This is a genomic window from Arthrobacter sp. SLBN-83 (assembly GCF_006715285.1).
In the GTDB taxonomy this organism is placed as follows: domain Bacteria; phylum Actinomycetota; class Actinomycetes; order Actinomycetales; family Micrococcaceae; genus Arthrobacter.
Genome location: NZ_VFMX01000001.1, coordinates 2,806,565 through 2,823,487 on the forward strand (window position 1 = coordinate 2,806,565; position 16,923 = coordinate 2,823,487).

Below are 16,923 nucleotides of genomic sequence, written 5' to 3' on the forward strand. Positions count from 1 at the left end.
ATGTGAGTCGTAAGTCGACCGGGCCGCAAGGCAGCGCTGTGGCGCCTGGCACCTGCCCGGCGCGGGTTGGGCTGTCCGGGGCAGGGGTGACCGCAAAACTTTATTGTCTCACCAAGGCGGAACTGCAGCCTGGGCCGAAGAAAAGCGCCTCATGCAGCTACTGATGAAGAATTTTATGCGCTGGAAGACCTTCCGGCGCGGCTATTGCCGCGGCCTGGGCCCATAATGGCGAACGCGCCCCCGTGCATGGGCGGCACTTTTATTTCGCGGCGTGACTGTGACATGCCTCCCACTTGCAGTACGCCCCGCGGGCTAGAAGCCGCTAGCCGTAGCATCCTGCGGCGGAAGTACGGGCCAGTCTCCCTCGATGACAGCTGCTGGCTTGGTCTTTCGAAGGTACCCCTGGAAGTCCGCGGCCTGGCTGACCGCCCAGTCCACCTGCAGCTGGTGCAGCTGGCTGGCCGGCATCATCAGCTTGGGAAACTTTCCCGCCATCGCGTCGAGGACACGGAGGGTTGCCAAGGCATCGGCAGCCGAAGTGTGTGCATTGTCCAGGACCACTCCGTACTCCTCGCAAAGCGCGGTGAGCGTGCGTTTGCCCTTGCGGTACCTGTCAACCTGCTTGTTCATGATGTACGGGTCCAGGACGGGGAAGCGGGTGAGCTGCGGGATCCCGTAGCGGGCCGACTCGGCGGCAAGGACCGTGAAATCATAGCTGGCGTTGAAGGCGATCACCGGGGTTCCGGAATCAAAGAGCTCCTGGAGAACGCCGGCCACTTCACGCGTAACCTCGTGCGCAGGCCGCCCGTCCCGCCTGGCCTGCTCCGTGGTGATGCCGTGGACGTCGCTTGCCTCGGTGGGGATTTCCACGCCGGGATCGGCCAGCCACTCGTGCTCCGTAATGACCTGGCCTTCGTGGTCCACCACGGTGATGGATGCCGTGACGATTCGTGCCGCCCTTGAATTGCGGCCGGTGGTCTCAAGATCGAAGGCTGCGCGGGGGAGCGTGTTCCAGGAACTCATGCTTCAACGCTAAGGGGACCCACCGACAATTCCCGGGAGCGCCACTGCGGCTACATTGGATCAATGCGGAATGAGTACGTCCAAGCGGTCCTGGCCGTCGTCAGGCTGGTGCCTGCAGGGTCCGCGGTCTCTTATGGGGACGTCTCCGAGCTCCTGGGGTCAGGAGGTCCGCGCCAGGTGGGTTACGTCATGAGCCACCATGGCGGAGGTGTTCCCTGGTGGCGCGTCCTGAAAGCCAGCGGCCATGCACCGGAGGGCCATGAAGCCGAGGCGCTGCTCCTCTACCTTGAGGAAGGAACCCCGCTTCTGGGCGCCTACAGTTCCTACTTGGGCGCCGGCGAGGGGCGGTGGCGGGTGGATCTGGGGACCGCGCGCTGGGCACCGACAGACAGTGATTTTGACAGTATCGATGCCATTGCCGAGGACCTGGAGCGCCGCCTCCATAGATTGTCGGTGGCTGATGATGGAATGAATTTGTGACAGTAACGATTCCTTTGACCGGCCCTTGGGATCCGCACCGGCAGGAGCCTGGGATTGGCCAGGAGCCTGCCGTATCGGGCACAGGGGACTCCGAAAACACGGAAACCCCTTCCCTTCGGCTGCTCCCACCACGGCGGGCACACGCGGAAGCGCCCCGGCTAACACCGGACCAACAGGCGGCGGTTGACGTCGTCCAGGGCTCGGGGCCCGTCCTGGTGCCGGGCGCTCCCGGCACGGGAAAGACCACCGTCCTCATCGAGGCCGCTGTCCAGCGGGTCTTCCGCGACGGCGTCGACCCCGAACACATGCTGATCCTTGCGCCCACCCGCCTTGCAGCGGATTTCCTGCGGGACCGTTTCACCGCCCGGCTGGACAGGAGTCTCAGCACCACGCCGGCCAGGACATGGGCTTCCTATGCATTCGACCTGATCCGCCGGGCCAAGGCAGAGGGAGTGATCCCACTGTCCAGGCCACCGCGACTGCTCTCAGGCCCTGAACAGGACCTCATCATCAAGGAACTCCTTGAGGGCCACCGGCTGCCGGGACTGGAACTGCCTTGGCCCGCGGACCTGGACGGTGCTATGGAAACCCGCGGATTCCGCCAGGAAGTGCGGCAGCTCTTCGACCGCATCATCGAATCAGGCCGTACAGCCGAAGACCTTGCACAACTCGCGGTTGACTGCGACCGGCCGGACTGGAAGGCCGCAGCAGCCCTCTACGCCGAATACCGGGACGTCCTGGACCTGCGGATGCCGGAGGCCTTCGACCCCGCTGGAATCATCACCGCGGCCCGGCAGATCTTCCAGGACTCACCCGATTTCCTCGCCGCGGAACGCGCCCGGCTGCAGGTTGTCCTGGTGGACGATATCCAGGAAGCCAATCCGGCCATCTTCGAGTTACTGGCAGACATCGCCGCCGGCAAGGACTGCTATGTGACCTCATCACCGGACACGGTGGTCCAGGGCTTCCGGGGAGCCCGGCCTGATCTGGTGGCTGAACTGCCCCGGCTGCTCTCGGCCAAGGGAGCCGTCATCGAACGCCCGCTCTGGAATGCCCACGGCCTCACGCCTGCCGTGGCCCAGGCCTGGTTGAACGTCGCGGGCCGCATTTCCCAGCGCGCGGGCGGGCAGCTGGCCCGCCGCCTTGAGCAACCCTCATGGCCTGGAGAGCCTGAACGTGCCGTGCAGCCCGCACACCAGCCGGTGACGGGCAGGGTCGAGGCGCACTTGGTTCCCACTCCCGTGCATGAGCTGCGGTACGTTGCGCAGCGGATCCTGGACCAGCACATTAACCACAACCGCGACCTTGCCGACATTGCTGTCATCGTGCGCAACGGGGGCCAGGTCAGTGAGCTGCAGCGGTACCTTTCCGGGCAGGGCATTCCGGTACGGGTTCCGGTGGCGGAGTCCGCTGTCCGGGACGAGGTGGCGGTGCGTCCCCTCCTGGATGCCTTCGCCATCGCCCTGGACCCGGCCATGTTGACACCGGAAGCTGCGGTTTCACTGCTGACCTCCCGCATCGGCGGGGCCACCTCCATCGAGTTGCGCAGGCTGAGGCAGTCGCTGCGGCGGGAGGAACTCCTGGGCGGTGGGTGTCGCGCCAGTGATGCCCTGCTGGTCGAAGCCCTGCTCGAACCCGGCGCGCTGGGTGCGTTGGGTATTGAGGGCCGCGCTGCCCGCCGTACTGCCCGAATGATCCAAGCGGGTCGGGAGGCCGCAACCCTGCCCGGAGCCAATGCGGAGACGGTGCTGTGGGCACTATGGGACTCCACCGGTCTCTCGTCGGCCTGGACGGCGGCGGCACTGGAGGGCGGACCCCACGGGGCCCGTGCTGACCGCGACCTTGACGCGATGATGGCGCTCTTTCAGACGGCGGAGCGCTACGTGGACCAGATGCCCGGTGCCGGCCCTGAGCAGTTCCTCGAATACCTCCTGAACCAGGAACTTCCCATGGACACCCTTGCCGCCCGCGCCCAGCTCGATGACGCCGTCGAGCTGATGACCCCTGCAAGCGCTGCGGGCCGGGAATGGCCGGTGGTGATCATCGCCGGGCTGCAGGAGGGAGTATGGCCCAACACGAGGCTCCGGGGCGAACTGCTCGGAAGCACGCTGTACGCGGACGCTGTGGAGCATGGTCCCGCCTATGCGCTCCAGCGCGACCCCTTGAGCCGGTTGCGCGACATTCGCTATGACGAGCTTCGAAGCTTCTCCACCGCGGTTTCCCGGGCACGGGAGGTGCTGGTGTGCACGGCAGTGTCATCGGAAGACGACCAGCCGTCGTCCTTCCTGGACTTCGTTGCGCCCTTGGCGCCGAACCAGGAGGGCCGGGCGTACACCCAGGTGGAACGGCCCATGACGCTCCGCGCGCTGGTCGCTGAACTCCGGCAGTACGCCCAGCTGGATGGGGACTCGGGGCAGGCACAGGAAGCAGCCAGGGTGCTGGCGCACTTGGCCGCAGCGAAACCCGCTGTTGCGGGCGCGCATCCCGACAGCTGGTGGGGCCTGGCACCCCTGACATCCTCCGACCCGGTTGTTCCCCCTGGCGGAACGGTTTCCGTGTCCCCGTCGAAGGTGGAGACGGTGCAAAAATCGCCGTTGGACTGGTTCGTCCAGGCAGCAGGAGGGGAACCGGCAACCGATTTCGCCCGGAGCCTCGGGACCCTGGTGCACGCGATCGCCCAGGACATGCCGGACGCGTCCGGATCTGAGTACGTTGCTGAACTGGTGCGCCGGTGGCCGGCCCTGGGCATGAAGGACAACTGGGAGGGAATGCTGGACTTCCAGCGTGCCGAAGCCATGGTGCGGAAATTGGCGCAATACGTGCTGTCCATGAGGAGCGAAGGCCGCAGCCTGCTGGGCGTGGAGCAGGACTTCGAAGTGCCACTTGGCGAGGTGGCGGTGGATGAGGCAGCGCCGCGGGATGCGGTCCTGCGGGGGCAAGTGGACAGGCTGGAGATCGACGGCGAAGGCCGACTGGTGGTGGTGGACCTCAAGACCGGGAAGCGGCAGCCGGGCAAGGGCGAGTTGCCCCACCATCCGCAACTTGGTGCATATCAGGCCGCAGTGTTGGCCGGTGGCTTCGACACCGGGTCCCCGGGATCCGGCCAGCCCGGCGGAGCCGTGCTGGCCCAGCTGGGGACCACAGCCAAGAGTCCCGCCATCCAGCAGCAGGAACCACTCGACCCGCAGGAGAACTGGGCATTGGACATGGTCATGAACGCCGCTGCCGTGATGGGTGGAAGCGAATTCACTGCCCGGCACGACCCCTCAAAAGGCAGCCATGGCGGCCATGGTTGCCGGCTCCCCGAGGTATGCCCCTTATGTGTGCGCGGAAGGCAGGTAACGGAATGACCGAGGCACTTTCCACGCTGCCTGCGGCGGAGGCTACACCGCCCGTACGCTTCAGTCCGGAAGAACTTTCTGTGCTCCTCGGTGAAAAGAACACCCCTACACCCGAGCAATCCGCCATTATCTCTTCGCCCCTGGCACCCCGCCTGGTGATCGCGGGCGCGGGCTCGGGAAAGACCGCCACCATGGCGGACAGGGTGGTGTGGCTGGTGGCCAACGGCTGGGTCACCCCGGAGGAGGTCCTGGGCGTGACCTTCACCCGCAAGGCTGCGGGTGAGCTGGCCAGCCGGATCAGGACAAAGCTCCTGGCCCTGCAGCGCCTCGCCGCCAAGGACACCGTGAAGGGAATGTTCCCCGAGGGCCTGCTTAGCAGTGACGCCCTGGAGCCCAAGGTGTCCACCTACCATTCGTTCGCAAGTGGCATTGTTTCGGACTACGGGCTGAGGCTTGGCGTGGAGCGGGACGTGGTACTGCTGGGCGGAGCGCAGGCCTGGCAGCTGGCAAGCGAAGTGGTCGAGGCCTACGACGGTGAATACGCCCACTTCCGGGCCGCGAAATCCACCCTTGTCAAAGCCGTCATCCAGCTGGCGGGAGAGTGCGCGGAGCACCTCCAGGAGCCCGAAGATGTCGAAGCGTGGCTTATGGCGCGGCTTTCCGAGTTTGAATCGCTGCCGTACCTTGCCGGCAAGATGAAGAACCCACCCAAAGCGGCCGCGGACCTTGCGGGCATGCTGCGGACCCGCGCAAGCGTCGCTGACATGGTGGGCCGTTACGCCGCAGCCAAACGGGCCCGGGGTGCACTCGATTTCGGTGACCTGGTGGCGCTCGCTGCCAAGGTGGCGCAGGATGTTCCATTGGCGGCCCAGATGGAGCGGCAGCGTTACAAGGTGGTTTTGCTGGACGAGTTCCAGGACACTTCCTATGCCCAGCTGGTCCTCTTTTCCCGTCTCTTCGGGGGCGGCCATGCGGTGACAGCGGTGGGTGACCCCAACCAATCAATCTATGGGTTCCGTGGTGCTTCCGCGGGGCAGTTGTTCCACTTCGTCCGTGAGTTTCCCGTCCGCACCGGCCAAGCGGAACCGGGAGGAGGCTGGGCGCCGGCTCCAACCTCCTACCTGACAACGGCGTGGCGGAACGGCCGGTCCATTCTCGCAGCCGCCAATGTCATGTCGCAGTCCCTCGGGAGGGCAGCTGCACAAAACGGGCCTGCCGGGGGCAAGGCAGCCGCCACCGAGGTCCCTCCGTTGCAGCCGAGTCCATTCGCCGTGAAGGGGACTGTGGTGGTTGGCCGTTTTGCCAGCGATGTGGAGGAAGCCGCAGCCCTGGCCGACGACGTCCTCAAGTACCGGGTTACCGACTTTGAGGTCAAGCCCGATGGCACTGCCGAACCTCCGGCCATCGCAGTGCTGTGCCGCAGGCGCGCCCAGATGGAGACCGTCCGGCGGCAATTCGAAGCCCGGGGGATCCCTTACGAAATTGTGGGTCTTGGGGGGCTTTTGGACACCCCGGAGATCGTCGACCTTGTGGCCACCTTGCGGGTGCTTGCCGATCCTGGCCGTTCCGATGCCCTGATGCGGCTGCTTGCCGGCGCCCGGTGGCGGATAGGTCCCGCCGACCTCATGGCGTTGCGCGACTGGTCGGGCCAGCTGGCCCGGAAGCGGGAGAGAGCAGCACAGGGCTTCGACGTTGACAACCCTGACAACGACAGCGACGAGGCGGACGCGCCAATCCTCGAGGGTGACCTGACTGACGGGGCCAGCCTGGTGGAAGCATTGGACTTCCTGCCCCGGGAGGGGTGGACGTCGCCAAACGGCCGTTCCCTCAGCGCGGAGGCGCGCAGCCGGTTGTCGCGCTTGTCGACCGAGCTGCGGCAACTGCGGGCCTATCTGGGTGATGATCTGACCACGCTTCTGGGTGAGGTGGAGAGGGCCATGCTGCTGGATATCGAGGTGGCGGCCCGCCCGGGGATCAGCATTCACCAGGCCCGCCGCAACCTCGACGCCTTCCAGGATGCAGCTGCCGGTTTCCTCCGCACCTCGCAGCGGGTGGACATCCTCGCGTTCCTGTCCTGGCTGGAGGCTGCGTCGACGGAAGAGAACGGGCTGGAAGCGCCGGCCAGTGACGTCAACCGGGAAGCGGTGCAGCTGCTGACCGTGCACGCGTCCAAGGGGCTGGAATGGGATGTGGTGTTTGTCCCCGGAATGAACGCGGGCGCCTTCCCCAGCGACAGGGACTCCCGCTGGAGCAGTGGTTCCGCCGCGCTGCCGTGGCCCCTGCGCGGGGACCGGGCGGACCTGCCGCAGTGGGACCTTGACCAGCCGGACCAGAAGGGTTGGCTGGATGCCGAGAAGGACTACAAGGCCGCCGTGCAGGCGCACGGCGAGTCGGAGGAACGGCGTCTGGCCTATGTCGCCTATACCAGGGCCAAGCACGTGCTGTGGGTTTCCAGCGCCGCTTGGGTTGGTTCACGGGCCGGGCGGGCGGAGATGTCGCCGTTCCTTGCCGAGCTTGAAACCCTGACGCAGCCGGGGGACGGTGCCTCGCCTCCAGATGCGGTGGTCCACCCACTGTCGCTGGAAGAAGCCGATCTTCCCGACCAGAGCCCGCTGACCCTCGAAACAGAAGAAGCAGGCTGGCCATACGATCCACTGGAAGGGCCAGTGGATCCGCGGAGCGGTGAACGCCTGCGCCTCTCCCGCGGACGCCGGACAGCCATGGAAGCAGCCGCCCAGCGCGTGCTGGGGATCCTGGAGGCAGGCGCCGCCGGCAGCCCGGTTCCCGGGAAGGTGGCAGTGCACCACGACTTCCCGGGGCAGGGGAGCAGTTCACTGCTTGGGGCCCGGCCGGAACTTACGGGCGCCGCGGCAGGCTGGGCGCGTGAAGCGGCCTTGCTGCTGGAGCGCAGGGCAAGAAGGTCCAGCGGCCAGGATGTACACCTGCCCACCCACATCTCCGCTTCAACCCTGGTTGACCTGGGCGACGACCCCCACGCTGTATTGGGACGGCTGCGCCGGCCCGTGCCGCGTGAACCCGGTATGTCGGCGCGCAAAGGTACCGCCTTCCACGCCTGGGTTGAGGAGTACTTTGGAACGGCAGGGATGCTGGACCTCGGTGAAGCGCCGGGTTCAGACGACCACATAGATGCCGCCTATAACCTCGACCAGATGGTGGCCACCTTCAAGGCTTCCCCGTGGGCTGACAGGTCACCCGCGTTCGTTGAGGTCCCCGTGGAAACGAGGGTGGGCGAGGTAGTGGTCCGCGGACGGGTGGATGCAGTGTTCCGGGATGTGGACGGCCGCTGGGACCTGGTGGACTGGAAGACCGGACGCCGCCCGTCCGGGGCACAGCTGAAGACCCGTTCAATCCAGCTCGCGGTGTACCGGCTGGCGTGGGCGCGACTGAAGAATGTGCCGCTGGAGGATGTGCGGGCCGCGTTCTTCTACGTTGCCGATAACGCCGTGGTCCGGCCGCACGACCTGGGAACCGCCGCCGAGCTGGAAGGAATCGTTGCTGCGGCCCTCAGCCAATCCTAGGACGGGCAGCCTGGACGGTCCGACCGGGGCCGGGACCAAGGCCCGGCGGCCAGCTCCCGGGGCCGGTGCAAGTGCAGCTCCCGCGAAGTTCAGCCCTGTTTGACGTTAATGATCGAGATAGCGGCTGTTGACGTGTCGTCCGGACCCTTTTCTTCCTGCTCCTGCCCCGCCTGGGCTTCGCTTTGGCCAGCGGGCTGTTCCACCGGAATGGGGGCCACGTGAACGGCAGGACGGGCGTGCACGGCTTGCTCTGCCTGGGCTGCCGGCCGGCCGCCAGGGGCGGGTGCCGGTACGGCATGTTGGGCAGCCTCAGGGCTGCCGGGAGCGGATTGGGCAACCGCTGGACTGGCTGGACCAGCTTGGCCAGGGTTGGCTTGCGCGGGGACGGGGATGACCGTAACGGCGGGAGTTACGGCGGAACTGCCACTCCCCGTTACATGGGCTGTCCCGGAATCCCCGCCAGCCTCTGCTGCTCCAGACGTCTCCGGCACATTCTTGGCCGGCAGCGGCACAACGCTGATCGGCTGCCCGCCGTACTCGGCGATGTCGCTGGCGAGGCTTTCCAGCATCCCCTCCGCTTCGGTGACCATTTCCGCGTCACCCGCGGCCAAGCCCTTGACCAGGTACTGCGCCAGGGCGAATTCCGCGGACAGGGCCGCCCGGCGCAGCAGGTGCTGGTCCGGGACGTCCCGCCGGCTGGACGTGTAGGCCGCCAGTACAGTGTCAATAAAGTCCTGCTCATTGGATGCCACCAGCCAGGCAAAGTCGTCGGCAGGGTCGCCGATGCGCAGGTCAGTCCAGCCGGTGACCGCGGTAACCCGTCCGGACTCCACCAGGAGGTTGTCCTCGTGCAGGTCGCCGTGGACCACGCAGGGGTTGAACCGCCACAAAGACACGTCCTCCATGGCGTGTTCCCAGCGGCGCAGCAGCGTGGCAGGAATCCTCCCGGTGGTTGCTGCCTGGTCCAGTTCGTTCAGCCTCCGTTGGCGGAATTCATTGGGGGTGTAGCTGGGAAGGTCGGCGTTGCTGACCAGCGACCGCGGCAGGTCATGGACCGCGGCCAGGGCGGAGCCAATCTCGCGGCCCAGGCCAGCCGGGCCCGACGTCAGTTCCTCCACGCTGCGCGTACTGCCGGACAGGTGCGAGTAAACGAAAGTGCTCAGGGCCCCCAAACGGACGCTGCCGGCGACGGTCGGCATGAGGAACGGCAGTTCCGCCCGCACCCCGGGCGCGAAAGCCCGCAGCACCAGGAACTCCGTTTCCAGCCGGGCGCTGGCTTCGGCGTGCCGCGGTGACCGGACCCGCCAGCGCTTTCCCTCGGAGTCAAGGAGCAGGGCTGAGTCGAAGTCCGCGGGGTCATCCGGCGCAGAGCTAACGGCCGTCGGGGTCAGTCCGGGGACTGCCGCGGTTGCAATTGCCGCCAGTTCAATCGGTTTTCTTCTCACCGTTCCACGTTAAGTTGCGTGCCGTCCCAGAGTGCGGTCCGGCCGCGGCGAGTCTTGAGATAGCTGCAAATAGGGGGGCGCACCCGCAGGCAATTGCCCGGGAAATGTGAAATGTCCGTGGCAGTCAGTACGGTGGAACCATGAGCCATACGGAGTCCGTAACACCCGTCCAGCAGGCCGTGCCCGCACCACTGCCGGCAAACCACCTGGTGGACACCCTGCTCCCGGTGAGGCCGGCCCTGGTGGACCGTGGATCTGCCGTGCGCGGCAGGCCCGGCATGGTGGATGAGCTGCTGGCGGGTCCGGAGGCGGTGGCCGCAGTCCTGTCCCGGCGCCAAGGGCTGGTGCGGGGCAGCAACCTTGTCCTTACCGGGGCCAGGGACCTCCTTGCGCGACTGAAGGAGGCAGGATCCGCGCCGGAACTCGTCGTGTACCTGGGATCGGCACTGTCCGCCGCCGATCTCCCAGCCGGTACCGAATTGCTGCTGTTCGTACTGCCTGAACCCCCTGATCCCGGCACTGCCGGGATCCCCGCCGACGCAGCCTGGGCCGGGTTCAGGGAGGTCGCGGCAGGATTGACCGCCACTTCCACTGCCCTTTTCGTGGAGTCCAGCGCCATCGCCAACTGGCACGCAGCCCACACCCACTGCCCCCGCTGCGGCACACCCACCCAAGTGGAAGCAGGCGGCTGGGTGCGCCGGTGCCCGGCAGACAACTCCGAGCATTTTCCCCGGACCGACCCCGCCATCATTGTCACGGTGGTAGGCCCGGACGGCCGGCTGCTCCTGGGCGGTGGCGGCCCCTTGGATGCGCGGAATTACTCCACCCTGGCCGGATTCGTTGAGCCCGGGGAGTCGCTCGAAGAAGCGGTGGTCCGGGAGATCCAGGAAGAGGTGGGAGTGCGTGTCACCGCCTGCCAGTACCTGGGCTCCCAGTCGTGGCCGTTCCCGGCCTCCCTTATGCTTGGATTTACCGCCGTTACCGAGGACGCTGAGGCAACGCCCGACGGCGTGGAGGTCACCAGGGCCCGCTGGTTCAGCCGGGAGGAACTCCAGGAAGCGGTGCTCAGCGGGGAGATCACCATTTCCACCAGGCTCTCCATCGCCCGCTCCCTGATTGAGCACTGGTACGGCGGCCGCATCCAGGACCTGGCCGACGCCTAAGTAATTCCATCCACCAGACACCAGCACGCGGTAGTCGAGAAACAAAGCAGCAGAAGTGACTACAGAGATTTTTGATGGATCAGGCTCCCTTGAGGAGCGGATCCTTGGAGGGCTGGACGATGAACAGCGTGAGGTGGCCAGCACCCTGAACGGGCCACTGTGCGTGCTGGCCGGGGCGGGAACCGGGAAGACCCGCGCCATCACGCACCGCATCGCCTACGGTGTGCACTCCGGGGTATACACGCCGCAGCGCCTCCTCGCAGTCACCTTCACTGCCCGCGCCGCCGCCGAGATGCGCAGCCGCCTGCGGGACCTCGGCGCGGGAAATGTGCAGGCACGGACCTTCCACGCTGCCGCCCTGCGCCAGTTGCAGTTCTTTTGGCCACAGGCTGTAGGCGGGACGCTGCCCAACCTGCTGGACCACAAGGCCCAGCTGCTTGCGGAGGCTGCCCGCCGGCTCAGGCTCAGCACCGACCGGGCGTCCATCCGCGACCTTGCTTCGGAAATCGAGTGGGCCAAGGTATCAATGCTGACACCTGCCAACTACCTGGAAAACGCCCGGGGGAGGGGCGCGCCCGGCGGGTTCGACCTCACCGCGGTGGCGCGTGTCTTCCAGGCCTATGAGGACGTTAAGACCGACCGCAACGTGATTGACTTCGAGGACGTCCTGCTCATCACGGTGGGCATCCTGCAGGAGGACGAAAGGGTAGCTGCCACCGTTCGCGAACAGTACCGGCATTTCGTGGTGGACGAATACCAGGACGTGTCACCGCTGCAGCAGCGGCTCCTGGAGCTCTGGCTCGGTGGCCGGGACGAACTCTGCGTGGTGGGCGACGCCAGCCAGACCATCTACTCCTTCACCGGAGCATCGCCCCGGCACCTCCTGGACTTCAAAGCCCGCTATCCGCAGGCCAACGTCGTCAAGCTCATCCGGGACTACCGTTCAACGCCGCAGGTGGTGAAGCTGGCCAATGACCTGCTGGCCGGCCGCCCCAGTGGAGGGCCAACCGCCGATGCAGCCTGGGCCACACCCCTGCAGCTCGTGGCCCAGCGCCCTGCCGGGCCTGCGCCGCGGTTCACCGAGTGCACGGATGACGAAGCAGAAGCTGCCACAGTGGCGCAGAAGATCAAGGCATTGCTCGGCGCCGGCACTCCGGCCAGCCAAGTTGCTGTCCTTTTCCGCACCAACGGGCAGTCTGAGGCGTACGAGCAGGCACTGGCAGCGGCGGGCATCGGCTACCAGCTTCGCGGCGGTGAACGCTTCTTCGCCCGCAAGGAGGTCCGGGACGCAATCCTCCAGCTGCGCGCGGCCACCAGGGCTGTGTCCGAAACCGATACCCCCGAACCCCTCGGGCAGCTGGTGCGCGACATCGTTTCCTCCCTGGGCTACACCGAATCCGCGCCGCACAGTGGCGGGGCCCTGCGTGAACGTTGGGAATCGCTGGCGGCCCTGGTGGCGCTGGCCGATGAGCTCGTGCAGAACCGCGGAGCCCAGTTCGGCCTGGCGGACTTCGTCAACGAACTCCAGGAACGCTCGCTCGCCCAGCACGCGCCCACCGTGCAGGGCGTCACGCTCGCCTCCCTCCACGCCGCCAAGGGCCTGGAATGGGATGCCGTCTTCCTGGTGGGCCTCAGCGAAGGGCTGATGCCCATCTCCTTTGCCGATTCACCCGAATCGGTGGATGAAGAGCGGCGCCTGTTGTACGTCGGCATCACCCGTGCCCGCGAACACCTGTCCCTCTCATGGAGCACGGCAAGGACTCCCGGGGGCCGGGCCAACCGCAAGCCGTCCCGTTTCCTCGACGGCCTGCGGCCTGACTCCGTTGCAAGTTCAAGCACCCGGGGGAAGGGAACGGTACCCCGCCGCAAGGCCGCCGCCCCCGCAGTCTGCCGGGTCTGTGGGAGCATGCTTGCCACCGGAGCGGAACGGAAGGTGGGCCGCTGCAACGCGTGCCCGCCCACGTACGAGGAACAGACCTTCGACGCTCTCCGCAGCTGGCGGAGGGACGTGGCGCAGGCCGCGGACGTTCCGGCGTTCGTGGTGTTCACCGATGCCACCCTCACGGCCATTGCCGAGGCCCGGCCGGCGTCACTGGAGGAACTGTCGGGGCTCGCCGGCGTGGGTCCCTCCAAGCTGGAAAGGTACGGGGAAGACGTCCTCCGGGTCCTGGCCGAAAGCTCCGTCCTGTGAGGCGCAATCCCAACAGCAGCCCCCGGCAGGCCCCGTCCCGGCCTCCAGCACCCCAGCCAGCGGCCTTGGCCACTGCCGACGGTTCTCCCGTGGAGGTGCGGCGGTCTGCCCGGCGTACGCGCACGGTTGCGGCGTTCTGGGAGGACGGGACGGCGGTGGTTGCCATCCCGGCCCGTTTCACTGCTGCGCAGGAGCGGGAGTGGGTTCAGCGCATGCTGGCCAAACTGCAGAAACAGGGGGAGCGGCGCGCCGCCTCCGGCCGGCGGCGTCCTGCCACCGATGAAGCCCTTGCAGCCCATGCGGCACAGCTGTCCGCCCAGTATCTTGGCGGCCGGTCACGTCCCGCATCCGTCCGCTGGGTGGGCAACCAGAACTCCCGGTGGGGGTCCGCCACCCCTGCCGACGGAACCATCCGCCTGTCGGACAAGCTGCGGCCAATGCCGCAGTGGGTCATCGACTACGTCCTGCTCCACGAACTGGCCCACCTCCTGGTGGCCTCGCACAACGCGGCGTTCTGGAAGCTGCTGGAGGCGTATCCCGAAACCCAGCGGGCCAAGGCGTTCCTCGAGGGCGTCTCGTATGCCACGTCACGCGGCCTGCAACCGCCGGGCCTGGACCAAGGTGATGCGGGAGGAAGCCAGGCAGGCACAGGGCAGCTGCCCGGCGACTGGTTCGGAGACGCGGACTAGAGCCTTCCCGGATAATCCGACCTTTGTCCCGGCGGGTTAAACAACTTCGGCGGGCCAGGAAATCCTGGCCCGCCGGCTAAGTGTCAGCCCCTTGGCTGGTCGGTTCCGCCGTCGTCGTCCTTGCCCCGGGAGTCCTTGCCCCCGGCGTCCCCGTCCCCACCCTCGGAGGTGTCAGCTTCGGCAGTGTTCTCGAATCCGCCGCTGAGCAGCTTCTGCAGGGCATCATCCACTTCGCTGTCGCTGGCTTCGGCGAGCTTGCGGCGTGAGCTGAAGCCCTTCGGGTCATCCAGGTCCTCGGCGGTGGGCAGCAGGTCGGGGTGGTGCCAGATGGCGTCACGGCCTTCGATGCCGCGCTCTTCCTTCAGGGTGGCCCACAGGGTGGCGGCGTCACGGAGCCTGCGCGGCCGCAACTCGAGTCCCACCAGGGAAGCAAAGGCGTGTTCGGCCGGGCCGCCGGTTGCCCGCCGCCGCCGCACTGTTTCGCGCAGCGCGCCCGCGGACGGCAGGACCTTTTCGGTGGCAGCAGCGGTGAGTTCATCCACCCAGCCTTCCACCAGGGCCAGCGCCGTCTCGAGCTTCTCCAGGGCCTGTTCCTGGGCGGGGGTCCGCTGCGGCATGAAGACACCCTGGGACAGGGCTTCCTGGATGCCCTCGGGGTTGCTTGGGTCGAGGTCGCGGGCAAGCTCTTCGATGCGTGAGGTGTCGATGTGGATGCCCCGGGCGTATGCCTCAATGGCGCCCAGCAGGTGGCCGCGCAGCCACGGGACCTGCACAAAGAGGCGGGCGTGCGCGGCTTCCCGCACGGCAAGGAACAGCCGGATGTCGTTTTCGGGCAGGGACAGGCCAGCACCGAACGCGGCAACATTTGTGGGCAGGAGCGCCATTTCGAGGTCGGCGAGCGGAACACCGATGTCGGTGGAGCTCACCACGTCCTGGGAAAGGGCGCCGATGGCCTGCCCCAGCTGCATGCCGAAGATCGCGCCGCCCATGTTCTGCAGCATGGACGAGGCCCCGCCCATCATGGCTTTCATTTCCTCGGGCATCTGCTCGGTCATGGCGGAGGACAGGGCGTTGGCGATGCTGTTGGCCACGGGCTCAGTCAGCCGCTTCCAGGTCCCCAGCGTGGCCTCCACCCATTCGGCGCGCGACCAGGCTTTGCCGATCAGGCCGGTTGAGGGCAGGTCGGTGACGGGGTCCAGCCACAGCTCGGCGAGGCGGAGGGCTTCGTCCACGTCCCGCGACTGCTGGGCAGTGACGGACGGATCAGAGTTGCTTGCGGCAACGCGCCGGGCATTGTCGTGGGCCAGGGTCCAGTTGACGGGGCCCTCGGACGGGGCGCTCATCATCGCCTGCACCTGGGAGAACATCTGTGCCAGCAGGTTGGGGTCGTCCGGGAGGCCGGCGGCCTTGGCGAGTTCGGCGGGGTCGAAGTTTTCCATCCCCTTGCCGCCCATCAGGTTCTGCAGCATTTCGGTCAACGGATCCTTCGGATTGTCGTCGCCGTTGGACGGATTGAGTGGGTTGGAGGTCATGGTCCCGCCGATCGATGGTGTGACTGTTGATCAACCTTCACGGTACCCCGGCGGGGGTCGGCTGTCTGCCGTCCGCCGCCGTCGTTCGCTCTAGGCAAAGCGCCCCCGGCGCGCCGTCACCGCGTAGTGTTGGGGGGTGACTACAACCCGTGGCGGACACCCCTCCGAGGACCACGTTCCCGACGTTTCCCCCTTCTCCACTTCCGTGCCTGAGGGTGCGGGCGGTCCACCGGAAAGCACCGGTGGAAGCGGCACCGAAGGCGCGGGAGGTGGCTCCAGGGATTACGACGGCGGCCGCCCCGGCAGGCGGCTTTCCACCATGATGGTTGCCGGGCTGGCGGCGTTGGGGTTGGGGATTGCCGTGGGTACAGTTCCGGTGCCCTATGTCATCGAGTCTCCCGGGCCCACCTATAACACCCTGGGGGAGAGCCAGGGCCATCCGGTGATTAATGTCAGCGGCCATGAAACCTATCCCGCTGCCGGGAGCCTCGATCTGACCACCGTGTACGTTGATGGCGGCCCCACGGGCTCCGTCAGCATCCTCGACGCCTTCTCCGCCTGGCTGGACGGCTCCAAGGCCGTGTACCCGGTGGAGTTGATCTATCCCACCGGCACCACCAAGGAGGAGGCCCAGGAACAGAGCGCGGTGGCCATGGCCACGTCGCAGGAGAACGCTGTGGCCTCCGCACTGAATGAACTCAAGATCCCGTTCGGCCAGCAGCTCCAGGCCGCGGACCTGTCCAAGGACTCGGCGTCCGCAGGCAAGATCCAGCAGGGCGACATCCTCAAGGCCATCAACGGCAAGGACATCACCTCACTGTCCGTTATCCAGGATGAACTGGCCGTGGGCAAGGGGGCGCCGGCAACGGTGACAGTTGAGCGGGCAGGCCAGCCCGTCACGGTCCAGATCACGCCCAAGGACAATGGCCAGGGCCGCTTCATCCTCGGTGTCATGCTGAAATATCTCTTCACTTTCCCCTTCCAGGTGCAGATCTCGCTGGACAAGGTGGGCGGGCCCAGCGCGGGACTCATGTTCTCGCTGGGCATTATCGACACCGTCACGCCGGGCGACCTCACGGGCGGCAAGCACATCGCCGGCACAGGCACCATCTCCCCGGACGGAGCGGTGGGGCCTATTGGCGGTATCGGCCAGAAGATGCGGGGTGCGCGCTCCGCCGGGGCCACCCTCTTCCTGGCGCCTGCCGGGAACTGTGACGAGGTTGCCGGCCACGTCCCTGACGGCCTCCAGGTGGTCCGGGTGCAGAATCTGGCCGAGGCCCGGCACGCAGTGGAGCTGGCAGGAAGCGGACAGGACACCTCCGCGCTTCCGGCGTGCACCGGCAAATAGCACCGGCGCCAGCACTAGACTGGGCCCAACTAGACTCGACAGGAACTAAGCTCCACCGCCACTCGTGGCACAGATGACGGACGAAACCAGCCGTTTGACCGGTACCGTACGTCGCTCGCACGCTTCGAATCTCGACGACCAGCTATGAGGTACCCAGTTTGTCCCGTCCCGC

General features: G+C 66.9%; 10 protein-coding genes. 7 read left to right on the plus strand and 3 right to left on the minus strand.

All coding sequences use genetic code 11. The features are described from left to right. Window positions 1-312: 312 nt before the first annotated feature. Window positions 313-1,023 carry a 3'-5' exonuclease gene (locus tag FBY30_RS13095; protein ID WP_142133249.1) on the minus strand — a complete coding sequence of 237 codons (711 nt, stop codon included), beginning with the start codon at window positions 1,021-1,023 and terminating at the stop codon, window positions 313-315. Between the two features lie 63 nt (window positions 1,024-1,086). Here FBY30_RS13095 and FBY30_RS13100 point away from each other — a divergent pair, with 63 nt between their 5' ends. The 3 genes from FBY30_RS13100 to FBY30_RS13110 are packed head-to-tail and all read left to right on the plus strand — an operon-like array spanning window position 1,087 to window position 8,383. Then, entirely contained in the window at window positions 1,087-1,503 is a 417-nt protein-coding gene (locus FBY30_RS13100; protein WP_142133250.1) for an MGMT family protein, read from the plus strand. A 53-nt stretch (window positions 1,504-1,556) separates the two neighbouring features. Next, window positions 1,557-4,853, plus strand: coding sequence for an ATP-dependent helicase (locus FBY30_RS13105; protein WP_235009559.1), 3,297 nt, complete (start codon window positions 1,557-1,559; stop codon window positions 4,851-4,853). Next, window positions 4,850-8,383: an ATP-dependent DNA helicase gene (locus tag FBY30_RS13110; protein WP_142133252.1), complete on the plus strand. Its 3,534-nt coding sequence runs from the start codon at window positions 4,850-4,852 to the stop codon at window positions 8,381-8,383. Before FBY30_RS13105 ends, FBY30_RS13110 begins: the two co-directional genes overlap by 4 nt. A gap of 89 nt (window positions 8,384-8,472) precedes the next feature. On the opposite strand, the gene FBY30_RS13115 is transcribed toward FBY30_RS13110, so the two are convergent. Beyond that, complete coding sequence (locus FBY30_RS13115; RefSeq protein WP_142133253.1) at window positions 8,473-9,828, minus strand: macrolide 2'-phosphotransferase; 1,356 nt, start codon at window positions 9,826-9,828, stop codon at window positions 8,473-8,475. Window positions 9,829-9,968: 140 nt separating this feature from the next. Between FBY30_RS13115 and nudC the strand changes: the two genes are divergently transcribed. The 3 genes from nudC (at window position 9,969) to FBY30_RS13130 (ending at window position 13,871) form a co-directional block, all read left to right on the plus strand. Next, the gene (gene nudC, locus FBY30_RS13120; protein ID WP_142133254.1) at window positions 9,969-10,991 is read left to right on the plus strand and encodes an NAD(+) diphosphatase; all 1,023 of its coding nucleotides are present in this window, start codon (window positions 9,969-9,971) and stop codon (window positions 10,989-10,991) included. A 55-nt stretch (window positions 10,992-11,046) separates the two neighbouring features. Further along, window positions 11,047-13,182, plus strand: coding sequence for an ATP-dependent helicase (locus FBY30_RS13125; RefSeq protein WP_142133255.1), 2,136 nt, complete (start codon window positions 11,047-11,049; stop codon window positions 13,180-13,182). A gap of 65 nt (window positions 13,183-13,247) precedes the next feature. Then, entirely contained in the window at window positions 13,248-13,871 is a 624-nt protein-coding gene (locus FBY30_RS13130) for a M48 family metallopeptidase (RefSeq protein ID WP_235009437.1), read from the plus strand. 83 nt (window positions 13,872-13,954) lie between these two features. Here FBY30_RS13130 and FBY30_RS13135 read toward each other — a convergent pair whose 3' ends face one another. Then, a complete protein-coding gene (locus tag FBY30_RS13135) occupies window positions 13,955-15,403 on the minus strand; it encodes a zinc-dependent metalloprotease (RefSeq protein ID WP_142133256.1) in 1,449 nt (482 codons plus the stop codon). A 136-nt stretch (window positions 15,404-15,539) separates the two neighbouring features. Between FBY30_RS13135 and FBY30_RS13140 the strand changes: the two genes are divergently transcribed. After that, window positions 15,540-16,751: a YlbL family protein gene (locus FBY30_RS13140; protein WP_442858285.1), complete on the plus strand. Its 1,212-nt coding sequence runs from the start codon at window positions 15,540-15,542 to the stop codon at window positions 16,749-16,751. Window positions 16,752-16,923 lie beyond the last annotated feature (172 nt).